Consider the following 24,136-nt stretch of genomic DNA (forward strand, 5'->3'; position numbering starts at 1 on the left):
GGCCTTAGGGCGCCGGGCGATCGGCGATGGCGGCTGGCGGAATGTCCCAGGACCAAATCGACCAGCGCATCCACGACTATATCCTCGCCCATCCCGAAGTCCTGGTGCAGGCGCTGCAAAGCCTGGATCAGCGCCAGCGCGAGGCCGAGGCGGCCCAGGTAAAGGCGGTTCTGGCGTCGCGCGCGGACGACATTTTCCGCGACAAGCAAAGCCCCGTCGGCGGCAATGCGCAAGGCAACGTCACCATGGCCGAATTCTTCGACTATAATTGCCCTTATTGCCGCCAAGTGGCGCCGATCATGGCGCAAGCCGCGGCCAACGACCCGCAGTTGCGCATCGTCTACAAGGAATTCCCCATCCTCGGCCCTGATTCCGTATTTGCGGCCAAGGCAGCGCTCGCGGCTCAGATGCAGGGCAAATATGCGGAGTTCCACAAGGCCCTGTATGACGCCAAGAGCCGGGTGAACGAGACGATCGTTCTCAGGATCGCGGCCGAGGTCGGCCTCGACGTCCCTCGCTTGAAGACCGATATGCAGCATCCGGACATCCAAGCGGCGATTGACCAAAATGCGAAACTGGCTCAGGCGCTGAAAATCGCCGGAACGCCGACTTTCGTCGTCGGCGACCAGATTTTTCAAGGCGCGACCGATCTTGCTTCGATGAAGAAATTGATCGGGCAGGCAAGGGCCCTGAAGAAGTGACGCCGGCAAGCGGGAACAATTGATCGATGCCCGAACTCTCCAACATCGGCGTGCTGACCGCCTTCGTGGCCGGCATCGTCTCGTTTCTCTCTCCCTGCGTGCTGCCGCTGGTGCCGGGCTATGTGTCGTATGTCGCCGGCAGGACGCCGATGGGCGGGTCGGCGCGCCTGTCGGCGGCCGCTTTGAGCCTCTGTTTCGTGCTCGGGTTCTCGACCGTCTTCATCGTGCTAGGCGCCAGCGCCACGGCGCTCGGCCGATTGCTGCTCCGCCACCGCATCGAGCTCAACCTTGCCGGCGGTGCGATCGTCATCCTGTTCGGCCTGTTCCTCACCGGTCTGCTTCGCCCATCCTGGATGATGCGCGAAGCGAGATTTCATGCCGATATGCCCGGTGGCAAGGCGACGTCGGCCTATGTTCTCGGCCTCGCCTTCGCCTTCGGCTGGACCCCGTGCATAGGCCCAATCCTCGGCGCCATCCTGACCGTCGGCGCCGCGTCGGCCACCGTCGCCGAAGGCGTGACGCTGCTCGCCGTCTATTCGCTCGGCCTCGGCCTTCCCTTCTTGCTTGCCGCTCTGTTCACCGACAGTCTGGCGCGGCGGCTGAAGGCGATGCGCCGGACCGGCTCGATGTTGCAGTTCGCCGCCGGGGGTATCATGGTCGTCATGGGGCTCGCCATGGTCACCGGACGGATGTCGACATTCTCGTTCTGGCTGCTCGAACAGTTTCCAATATTCACGCGCATCGGCTGAAGACCGGGAAAGGAATTAGTCATGGTCCGGACAATGTCCCCAAACAGACGAATGGTTGTTTTCGGCGGTGTTTTCGGCGCCGCGATGGTTGCCGGCTTTGTCAACGAACCGGATTTGGCAATCGCTGCGGAGGACCCCGGTATGGCGGGTCGCTTCAAAGACCTCAGCGAAAATGGCAACAGCACGTGTTCGGCCAAATTCACGGAGTCGATCGCAACCATGCCAAGCACGTCGCGGATCAAGGGCTCATGTTGCAGCCCGATGGAAATGAAGCGCTACATCGAGCAGTTGAATGGGCTGACCAAGTATCGCGATATCGCCATGATCCCCGTCGATCCATACGACATTCCGGCTGGCATCGCCCAAAAATTGATTCCTTACTACGATGTGAAGCTCTCCGGCGATGAGCAGCAGGCCTACGACTACGCGATGGCCAATTCCAACGAGAAAGGCCCATGCTGCTGTCAATGCTGGCGCTGGAAAGTGTATGGCGGGCTGGCGAAGTTCCTGATCCGCGAGCACGGTTTCACCGGCAAGCAGGTCGTCGACGTCTGGGATCTCTCCGACGGCTGCGGCGGTGGAGAGTAGAGCCGGGCGACGCCTCGGATGCGGTTCAACAAGCGCTCTCAACCTGTTCTAGCTTCTTGAAAGGAGCGCTTGACCTTCCGGTGGCTGGAACGGTTAGGCTCATTGCCAACTTCCGGAGATCGTCCAATGGCGGACCGAACCATGAATTTCGAAAGGCAGCTACTGGCCCTGTTCAGAGAGGCATATCGGCAAGGCAGATCAGATGTCGCGGAGCATTTGCTGCGAGCGCTGGAGGCACTGGATCAAAGCCCTGCCGTTCCCGAGTTACCGCACGGCCAGCATGTTTTGGCCGAAGCCTACTATGAACTCGTTCGTCGATAGCATTGAACATACCCTGATTGACCGGCAAGCCACCGCCTTCGTGGGCTGATCGAGTTGATCGAGTTCGCCTTGACGGGCGTACATGGCGAACTAATTCCCCTCGCAATCGCCGGTGGCAGCGGCGGCGGGAGGGATGATTGTAATGATGATGGACGGTTCAATGTGGATGATGGGCGGCATGGCGCTCATTTGGGTCCTGGTGCTTGTCACCCTCGTGCTCGCGATCGCGGCGCTGGTCAAATATTTGCGAACCTGACGGCATAGGCAGTCGGGGTCAAAAGAGCAAAAAGGACGGAAAGTTGTAGGCGTCACCGGAAGCAGCAGCGTCATCGGGTCGGCGTCGGAACTGGTCCGGCCCTTCGGCTCTTAACGTCTGTCGCCTTCGGCCCTCTCAGGAGTGGCAAATCGCCGGCTATGAGGTCTGGATGGCGAAGCGCAAAGACACGGTTATTGTTACCGGCAGCACCGGCTTCATCGGCTCGGCTCTGGTCAACAGCTTCGCCGACCGGTTTGCTCTCGTCGGCCTCGACCGGGCGGCGACGCGTCAGCCGCCGCCGGCCGCGGAGTGCGTCTGCATCGACCTGACATCGGAGGACGCCGTAGCAGCCGGCTTGGCGCGCGTGCGGACGGCCTATGGCGCCCGCCTCGCCTCGGTGATCCATCTTGCGGCCTATTTCGATCTCACAGGCGAACGGAACCCGCTCTACGAAAAGATTACGGTTGGCGGCACCGAGAAGCTCCTGCGCGCCCTGAAACAATTTGAGGTCGAACAGTTCGTCTTCATGAGTTCGATGCTGGCGCACAAGGCTGGCCGACCGGGCGACATCATCGATGAGGATTGGCCGCTCGAATCGAACCTACCCTACCGCACCTCGAAGATCGAGACCGAGCGCCTGATCCATGAGCAGCACGGGGCGATCCCTGTCGTCTATGCCAGGCCGGCCGGCGTCTATGATGATCTCGGCCGTAACGCATTCCTCGCCAATCAGATTGCGCGTATCTACGAAGAGGATCCGACCGGGCATGTATATCCGGGTGACCTGCGCACCGGGCAGTCGTTCCTGCATCTGGAAGACCTCACCGATGCGGTGGCGCGCCTTATAGATCGGCGGAAGAAACTTCCCACGGAGCTGGCGCTGCTTCTCGGCGAGCCTGAGGTCATGGGCTACGGCGAACTTCAAGCCGAGATTGGTCGGTTGATCCGTGGCGAGAACTGGGAGACACGGGAGGTGCCGAAGGCGCTCGCCAAGGCGGGTGCCTGGGTCCAACAGGACGTGCTGGGCGAAGAATCATTCGTTCGTCCCTGGATGGTCGATATCGCCGACGACCACTACGCGATCGATATCAGCCGTGCCCGCAATGTCCTCGGCTGGCAGCCCCGGCATTCCCTGCGCGAGACGTTGCCGCGGATCGTCGACGCGCTCAAGGCAGATCCCGCCGGCTGGTATCGGGCCAACAAGCTCAACGCCGCCAAGGTGGCCGGCAGCGGAACAAAAGCGCGAGAGAAAGACAAGGCGTTCGAGGCCAAACACGACAAGATGAAACCCGAACACATGGCCGAGATGGCGGGGATGGGCAAGCAGATGCTCTGGGCTCATTTCCTGGTCATCACGCTTGGCGTGTGGCTCCTCACCAGCCCGCTTCAGTTCGCGCTGTTCGATCCGGCGGCGGCCGGCACTGTGCGTGACGTCACGCAAGAGCGTGGACTGTGGGAACCGGTGCTGCGCAACGCGCTCACCGGCTGGAGCGACATTGTCTCGGGCTTGCTGCTGATGCTGTTTGGCGGGCTCGCACTGTCGCCGCGTTTTTCCTGGGCGCAATGGGGCACGACGATCGCCGGCCTGTGGCTGCTGTTCGCGCCGCTGTTCTTCTGGACGCCGAGCGCCGCCGCCACCATGAACGACACGATCGTCGGCGCGCTGGCCATCGCTTTCTCGGTGCTCGTCCCGATGATGCCGGGCATGAGCCACGAAGGGATGATGGACGAGAGCACCGTTCCGCCTGGCTGGACCTACTCGCCGTCATCCTGGCTGCAGCGCCTGCCGATCATCGCGCTCGGTTTCTTCGGTTTCCTCATCGCCCGCTATCTCACTGCCTACCAGCTCGGCCATGTGGGTGCTGTCTGGGAGCCGTTCTTCCCCGGCGGAGACGGCAGGAACGGCACGGAATTCATCATCACATCCGACGTTTCTCGAGCCTGGCCAGTCGCTGATGCCGGGCTTGGTGCCGTGGCCTATATGATCGAAACCCTGATGGGCGCGATGGGCACGGCGACCCGCTGGCGCACCATGCCCTGGATGGTGACCTTCTTCTTCATCCTGGTGGTGCCGCTCGGCGGCGTCTCGATCTTCTTCATCATCATCCAGCCGATCATGATCGGCACCTATTGCACACTGTGCCTCATCGCGGCGGCGGCCATGCTGGTCATGATCCCGCTGACGCTGGACGAGGTGGTCGCCATGGGCCAGTACATGCTGCGCAGCGCGCGGGCAGACCGTCCGTTCTGGCGCACCTTTTTCCAAGGCGGGCCGGAGCCGAACGGCGAGGCGGATAAGAACGATCCCGGGTTTTCCGCCGCGCTTGCCGCACAGTCCGCCGCAGCCATTCGCGGTGTCACGTTTCCATGGACGCTGGTCGCATGCTGTATCGTCGGCGGTTGGCTGATGGTCTCGCGGCTGGTCTTCGGCACGGCCGGCGCCATTGCAAACAGCGATCACCTCTCGGGCGCCATGATCATCACGATCGCGGTCTGCGCCATGGCCGAGGTGGCACGGCCGTTGCGTTTCCTCAACCTGCCGTTCGGGTTATGGCTGATCGCAGTGCCCTGGCTGCTCGACGGCGCGACCAGAGGTTCGACATTGAACAATGCCGTTGCAGGGCTAGTTGTGATCGGCCTCAGCCTGCCTCGGGGGCTCCGAAGCAAGGAGCACTACGGCTCATGGGACCGCTATGTCGCCTAGACGAAGCCTGGAACCGGCTTGGTCTTGCCGCTCAGTTGCGCGCCCAGCGTCAGTGCCTGCGGGAAATTCCGGACGATCGCCGCCATCAAGGTGGCGCTGCCGGGGCGAAGGGCAATTCCGGCAACGGCCGCGGCGGCGTAGACCCGGGTCGAAAACAGTCTTTTCCAGGCCGCCTCGTAGCGTCTGGCGGCAGCCTCGCGCCCTGCTCGGCCACTTGGCGCGCATGCGAGTTCGCAAGCCAGCAGCCAGCCGGACTGAAGCGCCATCGAGATGCCCTCGGCGATGACAGGATGAGACTCTCCGGCTGCATTGCCGACGCGGAAGATGTCCCCTTCGTAGCACGAGCGAATTCCCGGCCGGATCGGACCTGCGGCAAGCCACGGACCGTCGAGGAGAGCCGGTTCCAGGGCGTCCCGCACGCCCCGGCATGAATTCAGGAGATGCCGGGAGACCGCATCGGCGGCCGACACATGGCTCCGTTGTTTGGGGCCATATTGTTTACGCAGCCGCGCGAGCATATCGCGCCGGATGCAGCACGAGATCGACAACCGGCCATGATCCGCCGAAACCATGCCGCCGTAGCCGCCAGGGAAGGCCAGCAGAGGCATCAAATCCGGCGCCAGCGACGACCCGGTGAAATGCGCCTTGAAGCCGAGCAGGTCCGACGGCCGATTGGCCTTTGCGAGTTGGCTGCGCAATGGTCCCGGTTCCCACGAGCCGTGAGCGGCGACAATCACCGGCGCACGCAACATCGCCGCTTCATCCCCGGCCTGAATTCGCACCCTTTGCATCTCACCGTCCGGCTCGATGGCGACGGCGCGGCAGGGTTGAAAGATTTCGACACCCGCCGATCGCGCCGCTTGCAAAAGCAGAGAGTCGAGAATGTCCCGGCCGAGCGCCCGGCCGAAGCTGTCTTTCGCACGAGGCCCAGCTCCTGCACGTGGCATTGCCGCCTCGACGCAGGTCTCGCCGGAAAACAAGCCGACGCGGCGGATTTCGGGGCCGGCATTGGTACGCCAGGCATCGCCGATCTCGAGCCGGCCGAGGAGCGCAAGATTGCTTGCCGAGATGTATTCGCCGCAGACCTTGCGGCGCGGGAACGCGCTTTTTTCCACAATTGCCACGGCCCATCCGCGCCGGGCCAGCGTGAGCGCGACGGAGGTGCCCGCCGGGCCGGCACCAATGACGATCGCGTCATGAGTCGACAATCCCGTCATGGCTCGACACTGGCACTGGCGCCGACGAAGATGTGGGAAAACAGGCCGGCGCGCCGCTCCTCGACCGGTTTGCCGTTGGCCGCAAGCCAGAGACCGGTAAGCTCGCTGCCGCGAAAGCCGGCACGCACGCTTTGCGCCGCGTCGTTTCGTGTGACGTCGTTGGCGCCGATTGCCGGCAGAAGACGGGTCGCGGCCAGCGGCAGTTTCGCCCGCAGCGGCTCTGTCGCGATGAGCAACGGGGCTTTCGGCCTGATCAGCGAAAACAGACGCACGAGCTGCGCATCGTCGAGGTGATGCAGGAACAGATTGACGATGACGGCGTCGAACGGCGCACCCTCGATCTTTCCTGCCCAGTCGAAGACATCGGCGGTGACGCCTTCGGCCTTCCATCCCAGCCTGTCAAAATCACCGCGCAATTGCGCGGTGACGAGGCCGACGCGGTCGAGCATTACCAGTTCGACCCCGGGCCAATGCGTGGCCAGGCGCCGCGCCACCGCCAGCATGAAGGAGCCATCGCCGGCGCCGATCTCCAGGATGCGGCGTGGCGGCGTTGGCACGAACCTCCTGAGCAACGACGTCATGATCGGCACCTGAAACATCAGCATATTGATGCGCCAAAGGTCACGGCGCGCGGCCAGCGCTCGCGGATCTTCGGCCGCAAGTCCGTCGAGGATTTCCGGCGCAAGCTGCCGATGCTCCAGGCCGCTCATGACACCGTTCGAAAGAGCATGGTTTCGGCCGTCAGCCCGGGCCCGAACGACATGCCGCAGCCGAGTAGGCCGGGTGGCGCCTTCAACATCTCCTTCATCACGAACATGACGGTCGCGGAAGACATGTTCCCGTATTGGCGCAACACCGCGCGCGATGATTCCAGCGCAGTGGGCTCCAGTTCCAGAGCCCTTTCGACGGCATCGAGAACCGAACGTCCACCCGGGTGCACGGCCCAAAGGTCGATGTCTTTCGCCGATCGGCCTCCGAGGATGGCGGCCTGGCTGTTCCGCAACGCTTCATGAATCGCTGCCGGCACCTGGCCGGAAAGAACCATTTCGAAGCCGTGGTCGCGAATGTTCCAGCGCATCAGGTCCCGCCGTTCCCTCGCCACCAGACAGTGAAAGCTATCGAGCTCGATGCCGGCCGGCTCGGCGGTGACGAGCGTGGCCGCGCAGCCGTCGCCCCAGAGGCAGAACGACAGCAGTTTTTCCAGTTCGGTGGTTTCGCGCAGATGCATCGTGCAGAGCTCGATATTGACCAGCAGGACCTTGGCCTGCTGGTCGGAGCGGACGATGTGGCGGGCCAGCTTGAGCCCGTTGATCGCCGCGTAGCAACCCATGAAACCGATCATCGTGCGTTCGACACTGTCGGGAAGCCCGCAACGCGCGATCAGCTCCAGATCGATGCCCGGCGCCGAAAAGCCAGTGCAGGTGGTGACGATAAGATGGGTGATGCGGGAAGCGTCGTCGCCAAGCTGCAATCCGTCGATGCCCTTTTGCGCCAGAACAGGTGCGGCATCGTCGAACATCGCCATTCTCATGGCCGTTCCGGGAAACGCGCCCCGGATGAAGGTCCCGGCCAGGTCGGCAGTTGGTCCTTCGGGGTCGGACGCCGGCGCAAAGCAGGAATAGCGGTGCTCGATGCCGGCAAGATCGGCCATGCGTTCGAAGATCCTCCGGCGATCGCCCGCGAGCATAGAGGCCGCGAAACGCAGGTAGAATTGATGAACCTCGTGCTCCGGCACCGCCGTCGCGATCCGGTTGATATAGGCGTTGACGGGCATATTCTGTCTCCTCGGCGGGTGCACGGTGTAACGTGCCGCCGGAGGGTCCTTGCTCATCGTTACCCGGTGTCGAACACCGGGTTTTGAGCGCTGTTCGATAAACGTTTCCGAAAACTGATTTCTTCCCGAAGGTTCAGTGTGCGCTGTTGGCAGGGAAACGGTTGGAGCGGGCGGGCGGTTGCGTCGGGCATCCAAAATCGCCACATCATGTTGACCTTCCATCTACTGGAAGGTCTATTTCCTCCGACAAAGGAGATTTCCGCCATGAACATCGGTATCGCATCCGAAAAATCCGGCCTGCCGGCCAAGACGATCCGTTATTACGAGGACATCGGGCTCTTGCATCCGGCTCGGACAGACAATGGCTATCGCGATTACTCGACGGCCGATATTCACCGGCTGCGCTTCCTGCAGCGCTCGCGAAGCCTGGGGTTTTCGGTCGACGAATGCCGCCAGCTGCTGTCGCTGTACCAGGACAGGGAACGTGACAGCGCCGACGTGAAGGCGATCGCGAAAGCCAAGCTGGTGGAGATCGACAGGAAGATCGCTGAACTGGTCGGATTGCGCGGCTTGCTCCACCATCTGGTCAGTCACTGCCACGGCGACGAGCGGCCGGATTGCCCGATCATCGACGAGCTGGCAGGACAAGGCGTCGCCCAGTGAGGTGGATTGAAAATCGGAGCGGCTGACGTGCAAACTTCGCTGTCATGCCGGCTTGTGCTGCCGCACGACCTTCCATTCATGCCAGATCAGCACCATGACGACAGCATCGAATACGGTCAGGACAAGCAGGCCGAACGAATGGGTGTAGGAGTAGCGGTAGACTTGATAGAACATAAATGCGCCCAGCGCCGCAAGCGATGCCGGATACGACCACGGCTTGCCTCTCAAAAGCCCGACAACGAGCAGCAGTTTTATCAGGCCGTGGCTAAGCAGGTAGAAGGCATAAAACTCCTTGCTGGCGACGGAAAAGTGGCTTGCCATCTGCGACAGATAGCCAGCTATGAAATCGTTCGGATCTTCGATCAATTCCTCTTGAGTGAATGTATTGACCCAGGAGGCAATGGCGTCGGTGGTGACGACATAAAGCAGGATCCCGCCCACGCATTCGATCAGGGCATGCGCCCCTTTAAGCCAGATGCTGAGCTCGAAAATCTGATGGATGCGGCGTTCGTCTACTGCTTTCACAAAATTCACCTTGCGATCGACAACAGCGGAAACGAGAAACGATGGATGCAGCCCTAACCCACTGGATCAACGCGGCAGCCGGGATCAGCCCTTTTCTTGATAAGGCAATGATCGCCGTCTCACAAATCGGCGTTCCGCTGATGGTGCTGGCTGTTGCCCTGCAATGGTGGGCAAAGGCCGACCGCTACCATGTGCGCCATGCTGCCTTGTCCGCCGGCTTGGCGTTCCTGCTCGGTCTGGCGATCAATCAGTTCATTTTGCTATTCGTCCACCGGCTGCGGCCCTACGATGCCGGCCTGACGCATCTGCTGATTGCGCCCAGCGCCGACTGGTCGTTTCCCTCCGACCACGCGACAGCCAGCTTTGCGGTTGTTGCGGCTCTTGCAATGCAAGGTCTGCCGCGCCGGACGCTGGCCCTCTCCATCATGGCATTGCTGATCTGCTGGTCGAGAATTTACATCGGCACCCACTATCTCACCGACGTGATAGGCGGTGCCATCACTGGCGTCTTAGGTGCCGTTGTGGTCCGATTGGCCTATCGCGAGAACTCCCGATTGGACAGTCTGGTCACAAGAATTCTCTAGCTCCTTATGTGCAAACGATGAGACGAGCAGCTATCATAGCGGTCCTGTCGCTTGCCTGCGTCTCTGTCGTGCTCGCCGCCGCCCATTCGGGTCGTGATGCGGTCATCCAGGCTCGCCAGGCCTCGATGAAGGAAATGGCCGCGGCGGCAAAGGCGATCGCTGGGATGTTCGACGGCAAGCAGGCGTACGACGCCGCAGCCTTCAAGGCGGCGGCCGAGACCATCCGCGCCCGCACCGGCCCTGCCTTGATTGCCGAATTCCCCAGCGCGACATTGGGAGCGCCTTCAGGCGCCAAGCCGGATATCGACCCCGCCCGCGCGGAGTTCGAAGGGCTGGCACGCCACATCGGAACGCTGGCCAGCGCCCTGGCCTCCGACGCCGAGCGGGCACCACCGCATATCACCGACGACATGAGAATGGGTTCCGGCCTGGCAATGGGCGGTGGCAGCCTGCTTGGCAAGCGACCATCACTCGCGGAAGCCGATCCCACTAAATTGCCGGCGGAGCACCTCCTGCATCTCATCTTGCAGGATTGCTCGAGCTGCCATTCGAAGTTCCGGCAAAAGGTCGAGTGATAGCGTCAGCTTCGCTGCAGCTGACCCGCCATGAAATTGCGCCAGCCGCCGAAATGCGAAATCTCCTTTGCATCGGTGAGGCCGGCACTTTCGACGAGGAAGCCTTTCGGCGACGTTCCGTCATCAAGCAGAAGCGTCCCGATGCCGAGCGGCGGCGGGATCGCGGCAACAAAGCGCCCGAACGCTTGCGGCGATAGCCGCCAGACTTCGACCTCGATCGCTGTTCCCTTGCCGTTGCAGGTGCGCTCGAGCCCCGGTCTCGACACCGACTGGCCGGCAAGCGCGTAAAGCCGGTAGAGCGGCGCCGTTCTTGCAGCCCGGGCGAACATCGCGCCGAGCTGCTGCAACTGGCCGTTCAGCGCCATCCCCGATAGATGTGCGCCGACCACGGCCAGCTCGATCGTGCCCTCGTCCACGTCGACGCGAACATCGCCACGCGGCGGCAGCGGCCAGCCGGTAGCGCCCAGCGCCAGGCCGCTTGCCGCATGGACATCGCGCGCAAGCGACGCCGGCAGATGGTCCTTGCCCGCCGCGGCAAGCAAGGTGACGCTCATCGGCAAACCGTCGCTGCGAATTCCGGCCGGCACGGCTATGCCGCACATGTCGAGCAGATTGACGAAGTTGGTGTAAGTGCCAAGCCGGCTGTTGGTGACGATGGGGTCTGCCAACACCGCTTCAACCGTGTAATGCGTCGGCGCGGTCGGCACACAGAAAAGATCGACCGAGGCGATGACCGGCGCAAGCCTGGCCTTGTAGCCTTGCAAGGCATAGAGCCCGTTGAAAGCGTCCGGGGCTGAAAGTTTTCGCGCGCCGCCGATGATCTGCCGCGTCACCGGATGCATGGCGGCCTCGCTGGTATCCATGAAGTCCTTGATCGCGGCATAACGCTCGGCCACCCAGGCGCCTTCGTAGAGCAGGTTGGCGGTGGCGTAGAAATCACCGAACGGGATTTCGACCAGCCTGCAGCCCAGCGTCTCCAACGAGGCAAGGGCGGCCTCGAAGCCCGCCTGCATCGCCTGGTCGCCGAAGAAGGTCCAGTCGGCCCTGGCCGGCACGCCAACCGTCAGCACCGGCGGGCGCGCGCCAAGAGCCTGAATGCAGAGGTCACGCGAATAGGGATCGGCGTCGTCCTTTGCCGCCGCCGCCTCGAACACGTGATAGGCGTCATCGACGGTGAGCGCGAAAACCGAGACGCAGTCAAGCGTCCGGCAGGCCGGCACGACGCCGGCGGCTGATAGTGCGCCGACGCTCGGCTTCAGCCCGACGATGTTGTTGAGGCCGGCGGGTATGCGCCCCGAACCGGCGGTGTCGGTGCCGAGCGCGAAGGAGACGATGCCGCGCGCCGTCGCCACGGCCGAGCCGCATGAGGAGCCGCCCGGCACCAGTTTCGGGTCGATCGCATTCCTCGGGATTGGATAGGGCGTGCGAACGCCGACCAGGCCGGTGGCGAACTGGTCGAGATTGGTCTTGCCGACAACCAGCGCGCCGGCGGCCTTGAGCCGCGCGACGACGGTGGCGTCTTTCGCCGGCAAGTAGGCATATTCCGCACAAGCCGCCGTGGTCGGCATGCCGGCAACATCGATGTTGTCCTTGACCGCGAACGGCACGCCCCACAGCGGCTTTGCCGCGGGATCGAACGGGCCGAGCTTTTCCGCCTCGGCAAGCAACTCCGCCCTGCTCGCCAGATGGATGAAGATGCCCGGATCGTCGGCTGTCGCGAGCCGCGCATTGATCGTATCGATCACCTCGCAGATGCCGACGCCGGCCTGATAGGCGGCGTGCAGGCTCGCTATGTCGAAGCGGATGTCGCTCATTTGGCCTCGCCCAGAATGACTACCGGCAGGTTCCACTGGATGAGCACCACGCAGCCATCCTTCGTCCACACCGAATGCTCGGTTCCGACCGGGTTCAGGATCACGCTGCCCGCGGCATGATCGCCGTTCTCGTCGCTCTGCGTGCCTTCCAGCACAAGGATCGTTTCCAGCCCGGCATGGCGATGGCGCGGCACGCCGGCGCCGGGCCGGTAGTTCAGGATGGCGACCGACGGTTCCGTCGGTCCGCCCTTGAGCAGCCAATGCGCCGTAATGCCATCGCGGAAAGGCTCGAACGGCAGATCGCGCCAGCCACCATTGAGGAGGCCGGCAAAGGCAGGGTTAGGCATTGGCAATCCCCTCGAGCACCTGGTCTGTCGTCGCCGTCCAGCCGACGATCGCGCCCTGTGCCCTGATCATCGCCAGGGCGGCCGCCTTGAACTCGGCAAAATAGCTCTCGGTAGCATCCTCGGCCAGCAGGCATTCATAGCCGCGGTCGTTGGCCTCGCGCATCGTCGTCTGCACGCAGACCTCCGTCGTCACTCCGGCAAAGACCAGTTGCTGTGCGCCGAGCCGCTTCAGGTCATCGCCGAAACTGGTGGCATAGAACGCGCCCTTGCCCGGCTTTTCGATGACGATCTCGCCGGGCAATGGGGCAAGTTCATCGAGGATCGCCGTTCCCGGCTCGCCGACGATCAGCACGCGACCCATCGGCCCGACATCGCCGATCCGGATCGACGGATTGCCGCGATTGCGCTTGGCCGGCGGCAGATCCGAAAGGTCTGCCTTGTGGCACTCCATCGTGTGGATCACCGGCAGGCCAGCGGTGCGGAACCCCTCGATCAATCTCTTCACCGTCGGCACGATCGCCGTGACCCGGCTGACGTCGTTGCCGAGGCTGGCGCCGAAGCCGCCGGGCTCAGTGAAATCGCGCTGCATGTCGATGACGACCAGCGCCATCGCCTCAGGCTTGAAGGCGAACGGAAACGGCAGCGCCTCGATCTCCGCCATCAGTGATGTCCCGCCATGTGCTCGCCGATCGTCTGCACGCTCGCCTGCGCGATCGGCGTCTCGTAGACCAGCGCGCCGTCCGACATGACGAAGATGCGGTCCGAGAGCTCGAGCAGCTCATCAAGGTCCTCCGACATAAGGAGCACCGCGGCGCCGGCATTGCGCGCCTTCATGATGCGGGCGCGTATTTCGGCGACGGCGGAGAAGTCGAGGCCGAAGCAGGGGTTCGACACGATGAGCAAATCGACCTCGCCGGTCAGTTCCCGCGCCAGCACCGCGCGCTGCACATTGCCGCCCGAGAGCGACGAAATCGGCGAAGCAAGCGATGCCGTCTTGACCTTGAACTGTTGGACCAGACGGGCCGCGTAGTCCCTGATCGCACTCATCCTGATCCAGTTGACCGGCTTGCCGGCCTCGTTGAGGTCGAAGGTCCGGAAGGCCATGTTTTCCGCCACCGTCATCTTCGGTGCGCAGGCATTGCGCAAGGGCTCCTCCGGAATGAAGCGGACATTGAGCGTGCGCGCCTCGCTGCGGCTGGCACCATAGGGCGAGCCTTTCACCAGAACGTCGCCGCAATTGCGCGCGCGCTGTCCGGCAAGGACTTCGAGAAACTCCTTCTGGCCGTTGCCGGAGATGCCGGCAATGCCGACGATCTCACCCGACCTCACATCGAGTTCGCCGATGTCGATGGTTTTCAAGCCGGTGCGGTCGGGCGCCTTCAGCGACTTTACCGTCAGCACCTGTCTGGCGCCGGCCGGCACCGGGGCGCGGCTGTCGAGTGCGGCGATCGGTTGGTCGCCGATCATCATCGCCGCCATCTGCTTGTGGGAAAGTTCGGAGACCTTTCCGGTTCCGGTCAGCCTGCCCTTGCGCAGCACGGTGATATCGTCGGCAAAGGCCGTCACCTCGTGGAATTTATGCGAGATCATCAGCACGGTGAGGTCGCCGGTCCTGGTCATGTCGCGCACCAGGCCAAGCACTTCGTGTGCCTCGCCGGGAGTGAGCACCGAAGTCGGCTCGTCGAGCACCAAGAAACTGCGGCCGAGATAGAGCTGCTTGATGATTTCGAGCTTCTGCTTCTCGCCGGCCGCAAGTTCCGCCACCTTCACGTCGAGCGGCAGCTTGAACGGCATCCGCTGCATGAATTGCGCAAGCGCGGCGCGCTCCTTGCGCCAGTCGATGACGCCGGGCACCTTCTCGCGCGAAATGACCAGGTTCTCCGCGCCGGTCAGCGACGGGACGAGCGTGAAATGCTGGTAGACCATGCCGAGCCCCAATGCCGAGGCATCCTTCGGACTGGCGATCGCGACCTCGCGGCCATCGACCAGCATGTCGCCGGCGGTCGGATGGTAAAAACCCATCATGCATTTGACCAGCGTCGACTTGCCGGCGCCGTTTTCGCCGAGCAGCGCATGGAACGATCCCGCCGGCACCTTGATCGAGACGTCGTCCAGCGCGGTGAAGGCGCCGAAGCGCATGGTCATGCCGATGGTCTCGACGCCGACGGCTTTCTTACCGATGCTTCCGCTCAAGATCGTGTCCTCACGGCAGCTGCGCGACGAAGGATGCCGAATTCGACACCGCGCCGAACACGCCGCCCTGCATCTTGATCATCTTGATCGCGGCGAGATGGTTGCCGTAATCGGTCGCGCCGCAGCAATCCTCCAGCATGACGCATTCAAAGCCGCGATCATTGGCCTCGCGCATCGTCGTGTGGACGCAGACATCGGTGGTGATGCCGGTCAGCACGATGTTTTCGATGCCGCGCTGGTGCAGGATCAGCTCCAGGTCGGTGGCGCAGAACGAGCCCTTGCCCGGCTTGTCGATGATCGGCTCGCTAGCCGCCGGATAGAGGTCGGGGATGATGTCCCAGCCGGGTTCGCCGCGCACCAGGATGCGCCCGCAAGGCCCGGGGTCGCCGATGCCGGCATTGATGCGGCGCGAGCGCCAGCGCTTGTTGGCCGGCAGGTCGGCGAGATCGGGCCGATGGCCCTCGCGCGTGTGGATGATGGTGTAACCCTTGGCCCGCATGGCTGAGAGCACCGACTTGATCGGCTCGATCGGCGCCCGCACCAGCGAAAGATCGTAGCCCATATGATCGACATAGCCGCCCGGCCCGCAGAAATCGGTCTGCATGTCGATGATGATCAATGCCGTATTGTCCGGCCGCAGCTCGCCATTATATGGCCATGGATAGGGGTCGGCATCGATGTAGCGCTGGGTGATCTCGGCTCTGGCGTTCATCGGAAAAACTCCAGTCATTTGGTGATCGACAACTCGCCCGGCGCGCCGGCAAGCGAGCGGTTCGGCGACGAGGTGGCGATCATGATGATGAGCGTGAGGATGTAAGGTGCGGCGTAGAAGAGATAGTAGCCCTGCGTCACCCCGACCGACTGCAACGCCGGGCCCAGCGCGCCGGCGCCGCCGAACAACAGTGCCGCGGCAAAGCAGCCAAGCGGGTTCCAGCGCGCGAAGATGACCAGCGCCACCGCCATCAGGCCCTGCCCCGACGAGATGCGTTCGGTCCAGCTGCCGGGATAATAGAGCGACAGATAGGCGCCGCCGATGCCAGCGAGCGCACCGCCGACACCTGTCGCAAGCAGGCGCACGGTGTTGGGATTGAGGCCCATGGCGCGCGCCGCATCGGAGCTGTCGCCGACGACGCGCACGATCAGGCCGGCGCGCGTATTGCGGAAGGCCCACCATAGGAACACGGCAAGTGCAGCACCAATCAGGAACAGGATGTTGACGTTGAGCGCCGCCTGCACCTGCGGGATATCCGACCAGCCACCGAAGGCGATGGCCGGCAGGTCTGGTGCCGAGGGCTGGATGAACGGCTTGCCGAAGAAGAAGGCGAGACCGGAGCCGAACAGCATCAGCGCGATGCCGATGGCGATGTCGTTCACCCCGCGGAATTTGCAGATCCAGCCGTGGAACAGCCCGAAGCAAAGACCGGCACCTGCGGCAGCCAGCAGGCCGAGCCATGGCGAGCCGGTCATCACCGCGACCGCATAGGCGGTCATTGCGCCGAAGACCAGCGTGCCTTCGAGGCCGAGATTGATGCGGCCGGAGCGCTCGGTGATGGCTTCGCCGAGCGAGACGAAGATGAACGGCGTCGAAACGCGGATGGCGCCGCCGAGGATGGCGAGCGGCACGCCCCACAGGCCGATCTCGGTCGCGTCCATCAGGAGCCTCTCTTCCACAGATCGGGATTGAAGACCTTGAAGCGGCCGTAAAAGGTTTCGCTGAACAGGATGACGACGAAGAGCATGCCTTGCAGCACCAGCACGGTGGCGTCGGGCAGGTCCATGCGGCGCTGGATCAGCCCGCCGGAAGCGCCGATACCGCCGAGCAGGAAAGCGACCGGGATGATGGCGAGCGGATTGTGGCGGGCGAGGAAGGCGACGAGGATGCCGGTATAGCCATAGCCGGCGGCGAGCGAGGCGTTGGCGCTGCCTTGCACGGCGCCGACCTCCAGCATGCCGGCCAGCCCGGCGAAGCCGCCAGCCAGCCCGGTGAAGCCGACGATCAGCGGCCCGACGGCAAGCCCTTGCACCTGAGCTGCCCTGACATTGCCGCCGGCGATGCGGGCGGCAAACCCCCAGCGCGTCTTTTCGATCAACAGCCAGGACAGGACGCAGGCGAGAATGCCGACGACCAGGCCCCAGTGCACGTCCATGCCTGGAATGTTGCCGATGCGGTAGGCATCCGCCAGCGGCTCGGTCGAGGGTTTGTTGAGCGAAGCCGGATCGCGCAGCGGCCCTTCGACCAGATGGTTCATCAGCGCGATGGCGATATAGGCCATCAGCAGGCTGGAGATGGTTTCGTTGACGGCGCGGTAGTGGCGGAGTGCGCCGACGGCACCTATCCAGATGCCGCCGGCGACCGCGCCCGCCACGCCCATCAGCAGGATGACCACAAAAGCCGGCGCGCCATTCGCCGCGACGCCGATGGCGGCGGCGGCAACGCCGCCCAGCACGATCGCGCCTTCGCCGCCGATGACGACGAGGCCGAGCCGGGCCGGCAGCGCCACGCAGAGCGCTGCCAATAAAAGCGGTGCTGCCCGCGACAGCGAGTTCTGGATCGAGAACCACGAGCCGAAGCCGCCGCGCCACATCGTTTCGTAGAGTTGCACCGGCGATTTGCCGACCAGCGCGATGAACACGCTGAACAGCGCCATGCCGACGATCAGCGCCGCGAGCGGTATGACGAAGGCTTCCGCCCGCCGCGCCGCCCATTCGAGCGCCGCCGGATAATTCCTGGCGCCAAACAGCGCCGGTGCGCCCGCAGTGCTGACAGTGTCTGCCATGGCCCCGTCTCCGATCCGGTTCAGGCGGTCGAACCGACGACGCCCTCGACCAGGTAGTCCATGCTTTCGAGTTCGAGCGCGGTCTCGGCGAAGGCCTGGCCTTCGGTCGCGACGACGACGCCCTTGTTGCTCTTCAGCGGACCCTTGATGACGGAAAAGCCGCCTTTCATCATTTCGGCCAGCGTGCCGTCGAACTGCTTGCGGGCGGCCTCGCCGACAGCGGGGCCGAGCGGGCTCATCTTGACGAAGCCGTCGGCCAGGCCACCGCGCGTGAAATTGGGCAGCGGCGTGCCGGCCACCAGATCGTCGACGAACATCTTGTAGACCTTGGCCCAGTTCCATTCCGCGCCGGTCAGGTATTTTTCCGGCGCCAGCGGGCTCTGGTTGGCATGATAGCCGCAGACGAAGGCGCCACGCCCGGCCGCCGTCTCGACCACCACCTTGGGGCTATCGACATGGCAGGTGATGACGTCGGCACCCTGGTCGACCAGCGCATTGGTGGCCTCGGCCTCCTTGACCGCTAGCGACCACTCGCCGGTGAAGATCACCTGGCAGGTGATGGTCGGGTCGACCGAGCGCGCGCCGAGCAGGAAGGAATTGATGTTGAGCAGCACCTGCGGGATCGGCTTTGCCGCGACGAAGCCGAGCTTCTTGGTTTTGCTGGTGTGACCGGCGACGACGCCGTTCAGATACTGGCCCATGCCGATATAGCCGAAATAGGAACCGGCATTCATCGGATGCTTGTCCTTGTTCCACATGCCACCACAATGGCGGAACTGCACGTCGGGGAATTTCGCGCACATGGCGAGCATATGCGGATCGAAATAGCCGAACGAGGTCGGGAAGATCAGCGACGCACCGTCGAGATTGATCATCGATTCCATCGTCTTCTGAACGTCGACCGTCTCCGGCACGTTCTCCTCCTCGACGACGGAAATTCCTTCGATCCCCTTCAGCGTGGCGGCCCCTTCGGCATGCGCCTGGTTGTAGCCGTAGTCGTCCTTTGGCCCGACATAGATGAAGCCGACGGTGGCCGTCGCGGCGAAGGCCCTGCTGATCGGAAACGATGCGGACGCAAGGCCGAGCGCCGCTCCGGCGGCGGAGGTTTTGAGCAGGTCGCGGCGGCTAAGCATGAATCTCTTGGACATTGAATGCTCCCTCTGTGGGGCCTTTGGGGCCGGTTAACACCTCAATGAAAGAAGTGTATGCAATCAGCATGCCAGTTTCAGAAATGAGATTTATTCAGTAATATCAATGAGTGTTCCGATGTGGACTGCACAAAGCCGGAGCAATTGCATACACTTTTTGCCTCCAAAATCGCCAATTTGACATGAAGGCTAAAACATAGGCATACAGAGATGCGGAGGAATCGAAGCCGGTGAGTGGCTTACGGCTCTAGCGAAAAGACTGGACGGAGGAGACGTGTCGGGAAAGCGCAATTTGATCAGGTCGGGCACGACCGTCGATCAGATGGTGAGGGCGATCAGCGACCGGATCGTCACCGGTTTCCTGCGCCCGGGCGAAAAGCTCGACGAGGCCTCGCTCGCCGCCCGCTTCGACGTCTCACGCACGCCGATCAGGGAAGCGCTCAGCCGGCTCAGCGCCATGGGGCTGGTCGAAAGGCGGCCGAACCGCGGCGCCACCGTCGCCGTGGTGACGCAGGAGCACCTCGCCTCGATGTTCGAAAGCATGGCCGAGCTTGAAGCGATCTGCGCGCGGTTCTCGGCCGAGCGCATGACCGCTGGCGAGCGCCGCACGCTGGAGGCCGAGCACCAGGCCTCGGCGCGCTTCGTGCAGCTCGGTGCCGAAGAAGAGTATGAGCTTTTCAACACCGAATTCCACACCCGGCTCTATCGCGGCGCCCACAGCAAGCACATTTATGAACTGACCGTCATGACCCGCGGCCGCCTGGCGCCGTTCCGGCGCGCGCAATTCATGCTGCCCGGGCGGCTGGCCCAGTCCTGGCAAGAACATGACGCCATCGTCACCGCAATCATGCGCGGCGACAGTGCGGCGGCCGGAACAGCCGCCAAGGATCATGTCTCGATCGTCAGCGAGGCGAGCGCCGTCTTTGCGATCGGCGATCGCCCCAAAGGCAGGACCGAGCCGTTCCCGACATCGGCTTCCTAACCGTCAATCGACCAGCACGGCGACCACGGCAGCGCAGTCGCCGGCCTTGACCAGCCCCGGAAAATGCCGCGCCGCCAACAGACCGGACATTTTGGCCCGGATCTCCTGCGGAGCGCCGCCGGTGCGGCCTATGGAATGGATACGTGCCAGCACCTGGTTCTCTGCCACCGGCTCGCCGAGATCGATCATGGTTTCGATCATCCCGTCGTCCTCGGCGAACGAGAAGCAATCGCCGGACGGCATGTCGAGCCAGCGGGTTGGCTGCATCTCGACCGCGCCGGCGACGATGCCGGCATGGCGCAGCACATTGAGCACGCCGCGACGTGCGATCCGCACCGTTTCCGCGCGCGAAGTCCCGCCGCCGCCAAGCTCTGTGGTGATGAACAGCTTGCCCATCTCTTCGGCGGCAGTGTCGAACATGCCGACCGCGTCGATCTCCAGCATTTTCATCGACCATGGTGCGGAGAAGGCTTCAACCGCAGCGAAACCCTTCGCTTCCAGCACCTTGTCGGGCCGGATGTGGGCGGCGCAGAACGGCACGAAGTCGAGCGTCTTGCCGCCGGAGTGGAAGTCGAGCGCGATGTCTGTACGGGGCAGAAGCTCGCGCTGGAAATAATCAGCGATCTTCTCGGTCACCGTGCCGTCGGGCCGGCCGGGAAAGCTGCGGTTGAGATTGCCCTTGTCGATCGGCGAGGTGCGCGTGCCGGCGCGGAACGCCGGATAGTTCATCGCCGGCACGATGATGATCGTGCCGCTGACTTGCTTCGGGTCGAGCGTACGGGCGAGGTCATAGAGCGCCAGCGGCCCCTCGTACTCGTCGCCATGATTGCCGCCGGTGAGCAATGCGCTCGGGCCCTTGCCGTTGCGGATGACGCAGATCGGGATCATCACCGACCCCCAGGCGGAATCGTCGCGGCTGTAAGGCAGGCGCAGGAAACCGTGCTGCACGCCGTCGCGCTCGAAATCGACGGTCGGCGTGATCGGTGACGGGCGAAGGCTGGACATCGGACTCAATTCTTCACCACCAGTTTGCGCGGCACATTCGCCAGGCACTCGACGCCCGTCTCGGTGATCAGGATGGATTCGGTGATTTCCAGCCCCATCGTCTCAAGCCACAAGCCGGTCATGAAATGGAAGGTCATACCGGGCTTCAACTCGGTGCGGTCGCCTGGACGCAGGCTCATCGTGCGCTCGCCCCAGTCAGGCGGATAGGAAAGCCCGATCGGGTACCCGGTGCGGTTGTCCTTGACGATGCCGTACCGCTTCAGCACCGCGAAGAAGGCGTTGGCGATGTCCTCGCATGTGTTGCCGGGCTTGGCGGCGGCAAGTCCCGCCTCCATGCCTTCCAGCGTCGCCTTTTCTGCATCGAGGAATTCCGGCGTCGGTTTACCAAGGAACACGGTCCGCGACAGCGGGCAGTGATAGCGGTTGTAGCAGCCGGCGATCTCGAAGAAGGTGCCCTCGCCCGATTTCATCGGCCGGTCGTCCCAGGTCAGATGCGGCGCCGATGCGTCGGCGCCCGACGGCAGCAGCGGCACGATCGCCGGATAGTCGCCGCCGATGCCGTCGACGCCGCGCGTGCCGGCATCGTAGATCTCGGCGACCAGGTCGCATTTGCGCATGCCGACCTCGATCTTGTCGACGATGCGCTGGTGCATCGCTTCCACGATGCGGGCGGCCTTGCGCATGTAGTCGATTTCGGTCGGGCTCTTCACCGCGCGCTGCCAGTTGACGAGTGCCGTGGCGTCGACGAAGCGGGCATTGGGTAAGCGCTTCTGCAGCGCTGCGAAGGCAGCGGCCGAGAACCAGTAATTGTCCATCTCGACACCGATGCTGAGCTTGCCCCAGCCGCGATCGGAGAGCACGCTGGACAGAAAATCCATCGGATGGCGCTCGGTCGACTGCACATAGTGGTCGGCATAGCCGATGATGTTGTCGTGCGCGAGATAGGCGGTGCGCTTGGCGCCGTTGGCGTCCTGGCCACGCCCGTACCACACCGGCTCACCCGACGGCGGCACGATGACAGCCTGGTGCACGTAGAACGACCAGCCGTCGTAGCCGGTCAGCCACGCCATGTTGGACGGATCGCTGACGATCAATAGATCGACGCCCTTCGCCTCCATGACCTTCCGCGTCTTGGCGAGGCGCTCCGCATATTCGCCGCGCGAGAATTTCAAATTGGGCTGCATTGTTCTTGGTCCTCGTTTGTTGGGCCTTGCGGCCAGCATCAGCTTTCGAAAATCGTACCGGTCTTGGCTGCACGCGCACGGTCGCGGGCGAGCGTGGCGATTGCCGTGTCCTGCACGCCGGTGCCGGTCAGGTCGGCAATGGTGATGTCGCTGTCCGAACGCCGGCCATGCCTTTCGCCGGCGATGATTTGGCCAAGCTCGGTGATTGCGGCATCGGACGCCATCACGCCCGCCGCGATAGCATGGTGCAGTTCGCCCAGCCGGCGCGTCTGTTTGGCGCTATCGGCGACGTAGAGATCGGCCATGCGCAGGATCGCCGGCGCGATCTCGTTCTTGTGCTCGGCATCCGAGCCCATGGCAGTGATATGCTGGCCGGCGGAGACGAAGCCGGCCTTGATCAGCGGCTCGGTCGACGGCGTCGTGGTGACGATGATGTCGGCATCGGCCGCAGCCTTTGCCGCGTCGGGCTCGGCGTGAACGGCGATGCCCAGTCTTTCGGACAATGCGTCGGCCGCGGCCTCGGCCTTGGCGGCATCCCTTGCCCAGATGCGGGCTTCCGTGATCGGCCGCACCAGCATCAGCGCTTCGAGCTGCAGTCCGGCCTGAACACCGGCGCCGAAGATCGCGGCAACGGAGGAACCCGGCCGCGACAGATGCTTGGCGGCAACCGCGCCGGCCGCCGCCGTGCGGATGTCGGTGAGATAGCCATTGTCGAGCAGCAGCGCCTCGACCAGACCGGTTTTCGCCGACAGCAGCACCATCATGCCGTTGACGCTGGGCAGGCCGAGCTTGGGATTATCGAAAAAGCCGGGGCTGATCTTGATCGCAAAACCGTCGATACCCGGCACATAGGCGGTCTTGACGTCGACCTCGCCGCGATGCTCGGGAATGTCGAGCCGAAGGATCGGCGGCATCGCTACCGGCAAGGTGGCGAGCGCCCGGAACGCATTCTCGACGCAGGCGACGGCATCGAGATCGAGCTTCACGATCTTGCGCAATTCACCTTCGGTGAGAATCGTCATACGGCTCATGCTGCGCTCTCCGCAATTGCTTCGCCGCAGATGATCTTGCGGTGCAGTGTCATATCGATGTTGCGGCCGGACAGCACAAGCACCGTCGGGCCGCTCGCCCTGACCTTGCCGGCAAGCACGGCTGCGATGCCGACCGCGCCGGCGCCTTCGACGATCTCGCGCTCCTGTTCATAGGCATGGCGGATGCCGGCGGCGATCTCGTCCTCGCTGAGCAGGATCACATCGTCGAGCATGTCGCGGCACATGGAAAAGGTCAGCCGGTTGTCGAGGCCTATGCCGCCGCCGAGGGAATCGGCCAGCGTCGGCAGTTCCTCGACCAAAACCGGATGTCCGGCGTCGAGGCTCGCCTTCATCGCCGCACCGCGCGCCATTGAAACGCCCATCACCTTCGTCGCCGGGCTGACGCCCTTCACGGCAGCAGCGACGCCAGCCGCCAGCCCACCGCCGGAAAGCGGCACCAGCACCAAGGCGGCGTCCGGAACCTGTTCGATGATCTCCAGCCCGAGCGTGCCTTGCCCGGCGACAATGGCAGGATGGTCGAAGGGCGGCAGCATGATCAGCCCCTCTTCCGCGACCAGCCGTTCGACCTCCCGCTGCGCATCGTCCTGGCTGTTGCCGACGATGCGGATCTCGGCGCCGAGCCGACGGATCTCGTCCAGCTTGTTCTGCGGCACCAGCCGCGACATGCAGATCGTCGCGTGGATGCCTTGCAGTCGAGCGGCATAGGCAAGCGCCCGGCCGTGGTTGCCGGTCGAGGCAGCGACGACGCCACGCGCCCTCTCCTCGTCTGTCAGCGAAGCGATAGCGTTCGAGGCACCGCGCAGCTTGAAGGCGCCGGTGGTCTGCCAATGTTCGAGCTTGAGATAAACAGGAGCGCCCAAGTGCTGGGAAAGACTCCGGGAGGTGACGGTCGGCGTACGCTCGACCTTGCCTGCGATGCGCTCGCGCGCGGCCCGGATGTCGGAAAGGCTTATCCTAGACGTGGTCATGGCTCTGCA

24 protein-coding genes are annotated in these 24,136 nt (G+C 63.7%); 8 read left to right on the forward strand and 16 right to left on the reverse strand.

Annotated features, from left to right (window positions below):
- Window positions 1-41 precede the first annotated feature (41 nt).
- The 4 genes from NKI59_RS10425 to NKI59_RS10440 all read left to right on the forward strand — a co-directional run bounded on the left by NKI59_RS10425 (window position 42) and on the right by NKI59_RS10440 (window position 5,319).
- Window positions 42-701, forward strand: a complete 660-nt coding sequence (locus NKI59_RS10425) for a DsbA family protein (RefSeq protein WP_352473260.1) — start codon at window positions 42-44, stop codon at window positions 699-701.
- 26 nt (window positions 702-727) lie between these two features.
- Window positions 728-1,450, forward strand: coding sequence for a cytochrome c biogenesis CcdA family protein (locus NKI59_RS10430; RefSeq protein WP_352703994.1), 723 nt, complete (start codon window positions 728-730; stop codon window positions 1,448-1,450).
- Between the two features lie 21 nt (window positions 1,451-1,471).
- Window positions 1,472-2,038 carry a hypothetical protein gene (locus NKI59_RS10435; RefSeq protein ID WP_352703996.1) on the forward strand — a complete coding sequence of 189 codons (567 nt, stop codon included), beginning with the start codon at window positions 1,472-1,474 and terminating at the stop codon, window positions 2,036-2,038.
- A gap of 746 nt (window positions 2,039-2,784) precedes the next feature.
- Window positions 2,785-5,319: an NAD-dependent epimerase/dehydratase family protein gene (locus NKI59_RS10440; RefSeq protein WP_352703998.1), complete on the forward strand. Its 2,535-nt coding sequence runs from the start codon at window positions 2,785-2,787 to the stop codon at window positions 5,317-5,319.
- Here NKI59_RS10440 and NKI59_RS10445 read toward each other — a convergent pair.
- Genes NKI59_RS10445 through NKI59_RS10455 form a run of 3 tightly spaced genes read right to left on the reverse strand, consistent with a single transcriptional unit; the run spans window position 5,316 to window position 8,310 of the window.
- Window positions 5,316-6,536, reverse strand: a complete 1,221-nt coding sequence (locus NKI59_RS10445; protein ID WP_352569085.1) for an NAD(P)/FAD-dependent oxidoreductase — start codon at window positions 6,534-6,536, stop codon at window positions 5,316-5,318. The genes NKI59_RS10440 and NKI59_RS10445 overlap by 4 nt on opposite strands.
- Window positions 6,533-7,246, reverse strand: a complete 714-nt coding sequence (locus NKI59_RS10450; protein WP_352704001.1) for a class I SAM-dependent methyltransferase — start codon at window positions 7,244-7,246, stop codon at window positions 6,533-6,535. The genes NKI59_RS10445 and NKI59_RS10450 overlap by 4 nt, the downstream gene beginning before the upstream one ends.
- A complete protein-coding gene (locus NKI59_RS10455) occupies window positions 7,243-8,310 on the reverse strand; it encodes a type III polyketide synthase (protein ID WP_352704003.1) in 1,068 nt (355 codons plus the stop codon). The genes NKI59_RS10450 and NKI59_RS10455 overlap by 4 nt, the downstream gene beginning before the upstream one ends.
- A 264-nt stretch (window positions 8,311-8,574) precedes the next feature.
- Here NKI59_RS10455 and cueR point away from each other — a divergent pair, with 264 nt between their 5' ends.
- Window positions 8,575-8,973 carry a Cu(I)-responsive transcriptional regulator gene (gene cueR, locus NKI59_RS10460; protein WP_352679152.1) on the forward strand — a complete coding sequence of 133 codons (399 nt, stop codon included), beginning with the start codon at window positions 8,575-8,577 and terminating at the stop codon, window positions 8,971-8,973.
- Window positions 8,974-9,015: 42 nt separating this feature from the next.
- On the opposite strand, the gene NKI59_RS10465 is transcribed toward cueR, so the two are convergent.
- A complete protein-coding gene (locus NKI59_RS10465) occupies window positions 9,016-9,498 on the reverse strand; it encodes a DUF2127 domain-containing protein (protein WP_352704005.1) in 483 nt (160 codons plus the stop codon).
- Between the two features lie 41 nt (window positions 9,499-9,539).
- On the opposite strand from NKI59_RS10465, the gene NKI59_RS10470 reads away from it, so the two are divergent.
- Together NKI59_RS10470 and NKI59_RS10475 are read left to right on the forward strand one after the other, a co-directional pair.
- Window positions 9,540-10,082: a phosphatase PAP2 family protein gene (locus NKI59_RS10470; protein WP_352452337.1), complete on the forward strand. Its 543-nt coding sequence runs from the start codon at window positions 9,540-9,542 to the stop codon at window positions 10,080-10,082.
- Between the two features lie 17 nt (window positions 10,083-10,099).
- Complete coding sequence (locus NKI59_RS10475; RefSeq protein ID WP_352452338.1) at window positions 10,100-10,657, forward strand: cytochrome c; 558 nt, start codon at window positions 10,100-10,102, stop codon at window positions 10,655-10,657.
- A 5-nt stretch (window positions 10,658-10,662) separates the two neighbouring features.
- On the opposite strand, the gene atzF is transcribed toward NKI59_RS10475, so the two are convergent.
- From atzF to NKI59_RS10515, 8 genes are read right to left on the reverse strand one after another with little or no spacing between them, the layout of a single operon-like run.
- On the reverse strand, window positions 10,663-12,471 hold the full coding sequence (atzF, locus tag NKI59_RS10480; protein ID WP_352704008.1) for an allophanate hydrolase: 1,809 nt from the start codon (window positions 12,469-12,471) through the stop codon (window positions 10,663-10,665).
- Entirely contained in the window at window positions 12,468-12,818 is a 351-nt protein-coding gene (locus NKI59_RS10485; RefSeq protein ID WP_352704010.1) for a cupin domain-containing protein, read from the reverse strand. The genes atzF and NKI59_RS10485 overlap by 4 nt, the downstream gene beginning before the upstream one ends.
- Window positions 12,811-13,479 carry a cysteine hydrolase family protein gene (locus NKI59_RS10490; protein ID WP_352704013.1) on the reverse strand — a complete coding sequence of 223 codons (669 nt, stop codon included), beginning with the start codon at window positions 13,477-13,479 and terminating at the stop codon, window positions 12,811-12,813. Before NKI59_RS10490 ends, NKI59_RS10485 begins: the two co-directional genes overlap by 8 nt.
- Entirely contained in the window at window positions 13,479-15,011 is a 1,533-nt protein-coding gene (locus tag NKI59_RS10495) for an ABC transporter ATP-binding protein (protein ID WP_352704015.1), read from the reverse strand. Before NKI59_RS10495 ends, NKI59_RS10490 begins: the two co-directional genes overlap by 1 nt.
- A gap of 10 nt (window positions 15,012-15,021) precedes the next feature.
- Window positions 15,022-15,723, reverse strand: coding sequence for a biuret amidohydrolase (biuH, locus tag NKI59_RS10500; RefSeq protein WP_352704018.1), 702 nt, complete (start codon window positions 15,721-15,723; stop codon window positions 15,022-15,024).
- A 14-nt stretch (window positions 15,724-15,737) separates the two neighbouring features.
- Window positions 15,738-16,664, reverse strand: coding sequence for an ABC transporter permease (locus tag NKI59_RS10505; protein WP_023677211.1), 927 nt, complete (start codon window positions 16,662-16,664; stop codon window positions 15,738-15,740).
- Window positions 16,664-17,788 carry an ABC transporter permease gene (locus tag NKI59_RS10510; RefSeq protein ID WP_352704020.1) on the reverse strand — a complete coding sequence of 375 codons (1,125 nt, stop codon included), beginning with the start codon at window positions 17,786-17,788 and terminating at the stop codon, window positions 16,664-16,666. The genes NKI59_RS10505 and NKI59_RS10510 overlap by 1 nt, the downstream gene beginning before the upstream one ends.
- A gap of 20 nt (window positions 17,789-17,808) precedes the next feature.
- Entirely contained in the window at window positions 17,809-18,936 is a 1,128-nt protein-coding gene (locus NKI59_RS10515) for a BMP family ABC transporter substrate-binding protein (RefSeq protein ID WP_352704022.1), read from the reverse strand.
- Window positions 18,937-19,258: 322 nt separating this feature from the next.
- Between NKI59_RS10515 and NKI59_RS10520 the strand changes: the two genes are divergently transcribed.
- Window positions 19,259-19,918 (forward strand): GntR family transcriptional regulator, encoded by a 660-nt coding sequence (locus tag NKI59_RS10520; protein ID WP_023677208.1) that lies wholly within the window; start codon window positions 19,259-19,261, stop codon window positions 19,916-19,918.
- A 3-nt stretch (window positions 19,919-19,921) separates the two neighbouring features.
- Here the strand turns inward: NKI59_RS10520 and doeB are convergent, their stop codons facing one another.
- From doeB to eutB, 4 genes are read right to left on the reverse strand one after another with little or no spacing between them, the layout of a single operon-like run.
- The gene (gene doeB / locus NKI59_RS10525) at window positions 19,922-20,923 is read right to left on the reverse strand and encodes a N(2)-acetyl-L-2,4-diaminobutanoate deacetylase DoeB (RefSeq protein ID WP_023677207.1); all 1,002 of its coding nucleotides are present in this window, start codon (window positions 20,921-20,923) and stop codon (window positions 19,922-19,924) included.
- Window positions 20,924-20,928: 5 nt separating this feature from the next.
- Window positions 20,929-22,107, reverse strand: a complete 1,179-nt coding sequence (gene doeA, locus NKI59_RS10530; RefSeq protein ID WP_352704024.1) for an ectoine hydrolase DoeA — start codon at window positions 22,105-22,107, stop codon at window positions 20,929-20,931.
- Between the two features lie 38 nt (window positions 22,108-22,145).
- Window positions 22,146-23,138 (reverse strand): cyclodeaminase, encoded by a 993-nt coding sequence (locus tag NKI59_RS10535; protein ID WP_352704026.1) that lies wholly within the window; start codon window positions 23,136-23,138, stop codon window positions 22,146-22,148.
- Window positions 23,135-24,127: a hydroxyectoine utilization dehydratase EutB gene (gene eutB / locus NKI59_RS10540; RefSeq protein WP_352704028.1), complete on the reverse strand. Its 993-nt coding sequence runs from the start codon at window positions 24,125-24,127 to the stop codon at window positions 23,135-23,137. The genes NKI59_RS10535 and eutB overlap by 4 nt, the downstream gene beginning before the upstream one ends.
- Window positions 24,128-24,136: the final 9 nt, after the last annotated feature.

The sequence above is a fragment of the Mesorhizobium sp. M0598 genome (assembly GCF_040320865.1).
Classification (GTDB): Bacteria; Pseudomonadota; Alphaproteobacteria; order Rhizobiales; family Rhizobiaceae; genus Mesorhizobium.

What these genes read in the sequence shown, in the direction of transcription:
- NKI59_RS10425 (WP_352473260.1), top strand. Translation starts at nt 42, where the DNA reads ATGTCCCAGGACCAAATCGACCAGCGCATCCACGACTATATCCTCGCC.
- NKI59_RS10430 (WP_352703994.1), top strand. Translation starts at nt 728, where the DNA reads ATGCCCGAACTCTCCAACATCGGCGTGCTGACCGCCTTCGTGGCCGGC.
- NKI59_RS10435 (WP_352703996.1), top strand. Translation starts at nt 1,472, where the DNA reads ATGGTCCGGACAATGTCCCCAAACAGACGAATGGTTGTTTTCGGCGGT.
- NKI59_RS10440 (WP_352703998.1), top strand. Translation starts at nt 2,785, where the DNA reads ATGGCGAAGCGCAAAGACACGGTTATTGTTACCGGCAGCACCGGCTTC.
- NKI59_RS10445 (WP_352569085.1), bottom strand. Translation starts at nt 6,536, where the DNA reads ATGACGGGATTGTCGACTCATGACGCGATCGTCATTGGTGCCGGCCCG.
- NKI59_RS10450 (WP_352704001.1), bottom strand. Translation starts at nt 7,246, where the DNA reads ATGAGCGGCCTGGAGCATCGGCAGCTTGCGCCGGAAATCCTCGACGGA.
- NKI59_RS10455 (WP_352704003.1), bottom strand. Translation starts at nt 8,310, where the DNA reads ATGCCCGTCAACGCCTATATCAACCGGATCGCGACGGCGGTGCCGGAG.
- cueR (WP_352679152.1), top strand. Translation starts at nt 8,575, where the DNA reads ATGAACATCGGTATCGCATCCGAAAAATCCGGCCTGCCGGCCAAGACG.
- NKI59_RS10470 (WP_352452337.1), top strand. Translation starts at nt 9,540, where the DNA reads ATGGATGCAGCCCTAACCCACTGGATCAACGCGGCAGCCGGGATCAGC.
- NKI59_RS10475 (WP_352452338.1), top strand. Translation starts at nt 10,100, where the DNA reads ATGAGACGAGCAGCTATCATAGCGGTCCTGTCGCTTGCCTGCGTCTCT.
- atzF (WP_352704008.1), bottom strand. Translation starts at nt 12,471, where the DNA reads ATGAGCGACATCCGCTTCGACATAGCGAGCCTGCACGCCGCCTATCAG.
- NKI59_RS10485 (WP_352704010.1), bottom strand. Translation starts at nt 12,818, where the DNA reads ATGCCTAACCCTGCCTTTGCCGGCCTCCTCAATGGTGGCTGGCGCGAT.
- NKI59_RS10490 (WP_352704013.1), bottom strand. Translation starts at nt 13,479, where the DNA reads ATGGCGGAGATCGAGGCGCTGCCGTTTCCGTTCGCCTTCAAGCCTGAG.
- biuH (WP_352704018.1), bottom strand. Translation starts at nt 15,723, where the DNA reads ATGAACGCCAGAGCCGAGATCACCCAGCGCTACATCGATGCCGACCCC.
- NKI59_RS10505 (WP_023677211.1), bottom strand. Translation starts at nt 16,664, where the DNA reads ATGGACGCGACCGAGATCGGCCTGTGGGGCGTGCCGCTCGCCATCCTC.
- NKI59_RS10510 (WP_352704020.1), bottom strand. Translation starts at nt 17,788, where the DNA reads ATGGCAGACACTGTCAGCACTGCGGGCGCACCGGCGCTGTTTGGCGCC.
- NKI59_RS10515 (WP_352704022.1), bottom strand. Translation starts at nt 18,936, where the DNA reads ATGTCCAAGAGATTCATGCTTAGCCGCCGCGACCTGCTCAAAACCTCC.
- NKI59_RS10520 (WP_023677208.1), top strand. Translation starts at nt 19,259, where the DNA reads ATGGTGAGGGCGATCAGCGACCGGATCGTCACCGGTTTCCTGCGCCCG.
- doeB (WP_023677207.1), bottom strand. Translation starts at nt 20,923, where the DNA reads ATGTCCAGCCTTCGCCCGTCACCGATCACGCCGACCGTCGATTTCGAG.
- doeA (WP_352704024.1), bottom strand. Translation starts at nt 22,107, where the DNA reads ATGCAGCCCAATTTGAAATTCTCGCGCGGCGAATATGCGGAGCGCCTC.
- NKI59_RS10535 (WP_352704026.1), bottom strand. Translation starts at nt 23,138, where the DNA reads ATGAGCCGTATGACGATTCTCACCGAAGGTGAATTGCGCAAGATCGTG.
- eutB (WP_352704028.1), bottom strand. Translation starts at nt 24,127, where the DNA reads ATGACCACGTCTAGGATAAGCCTTTCCGACATCCGGGCCGCGCGCGAG.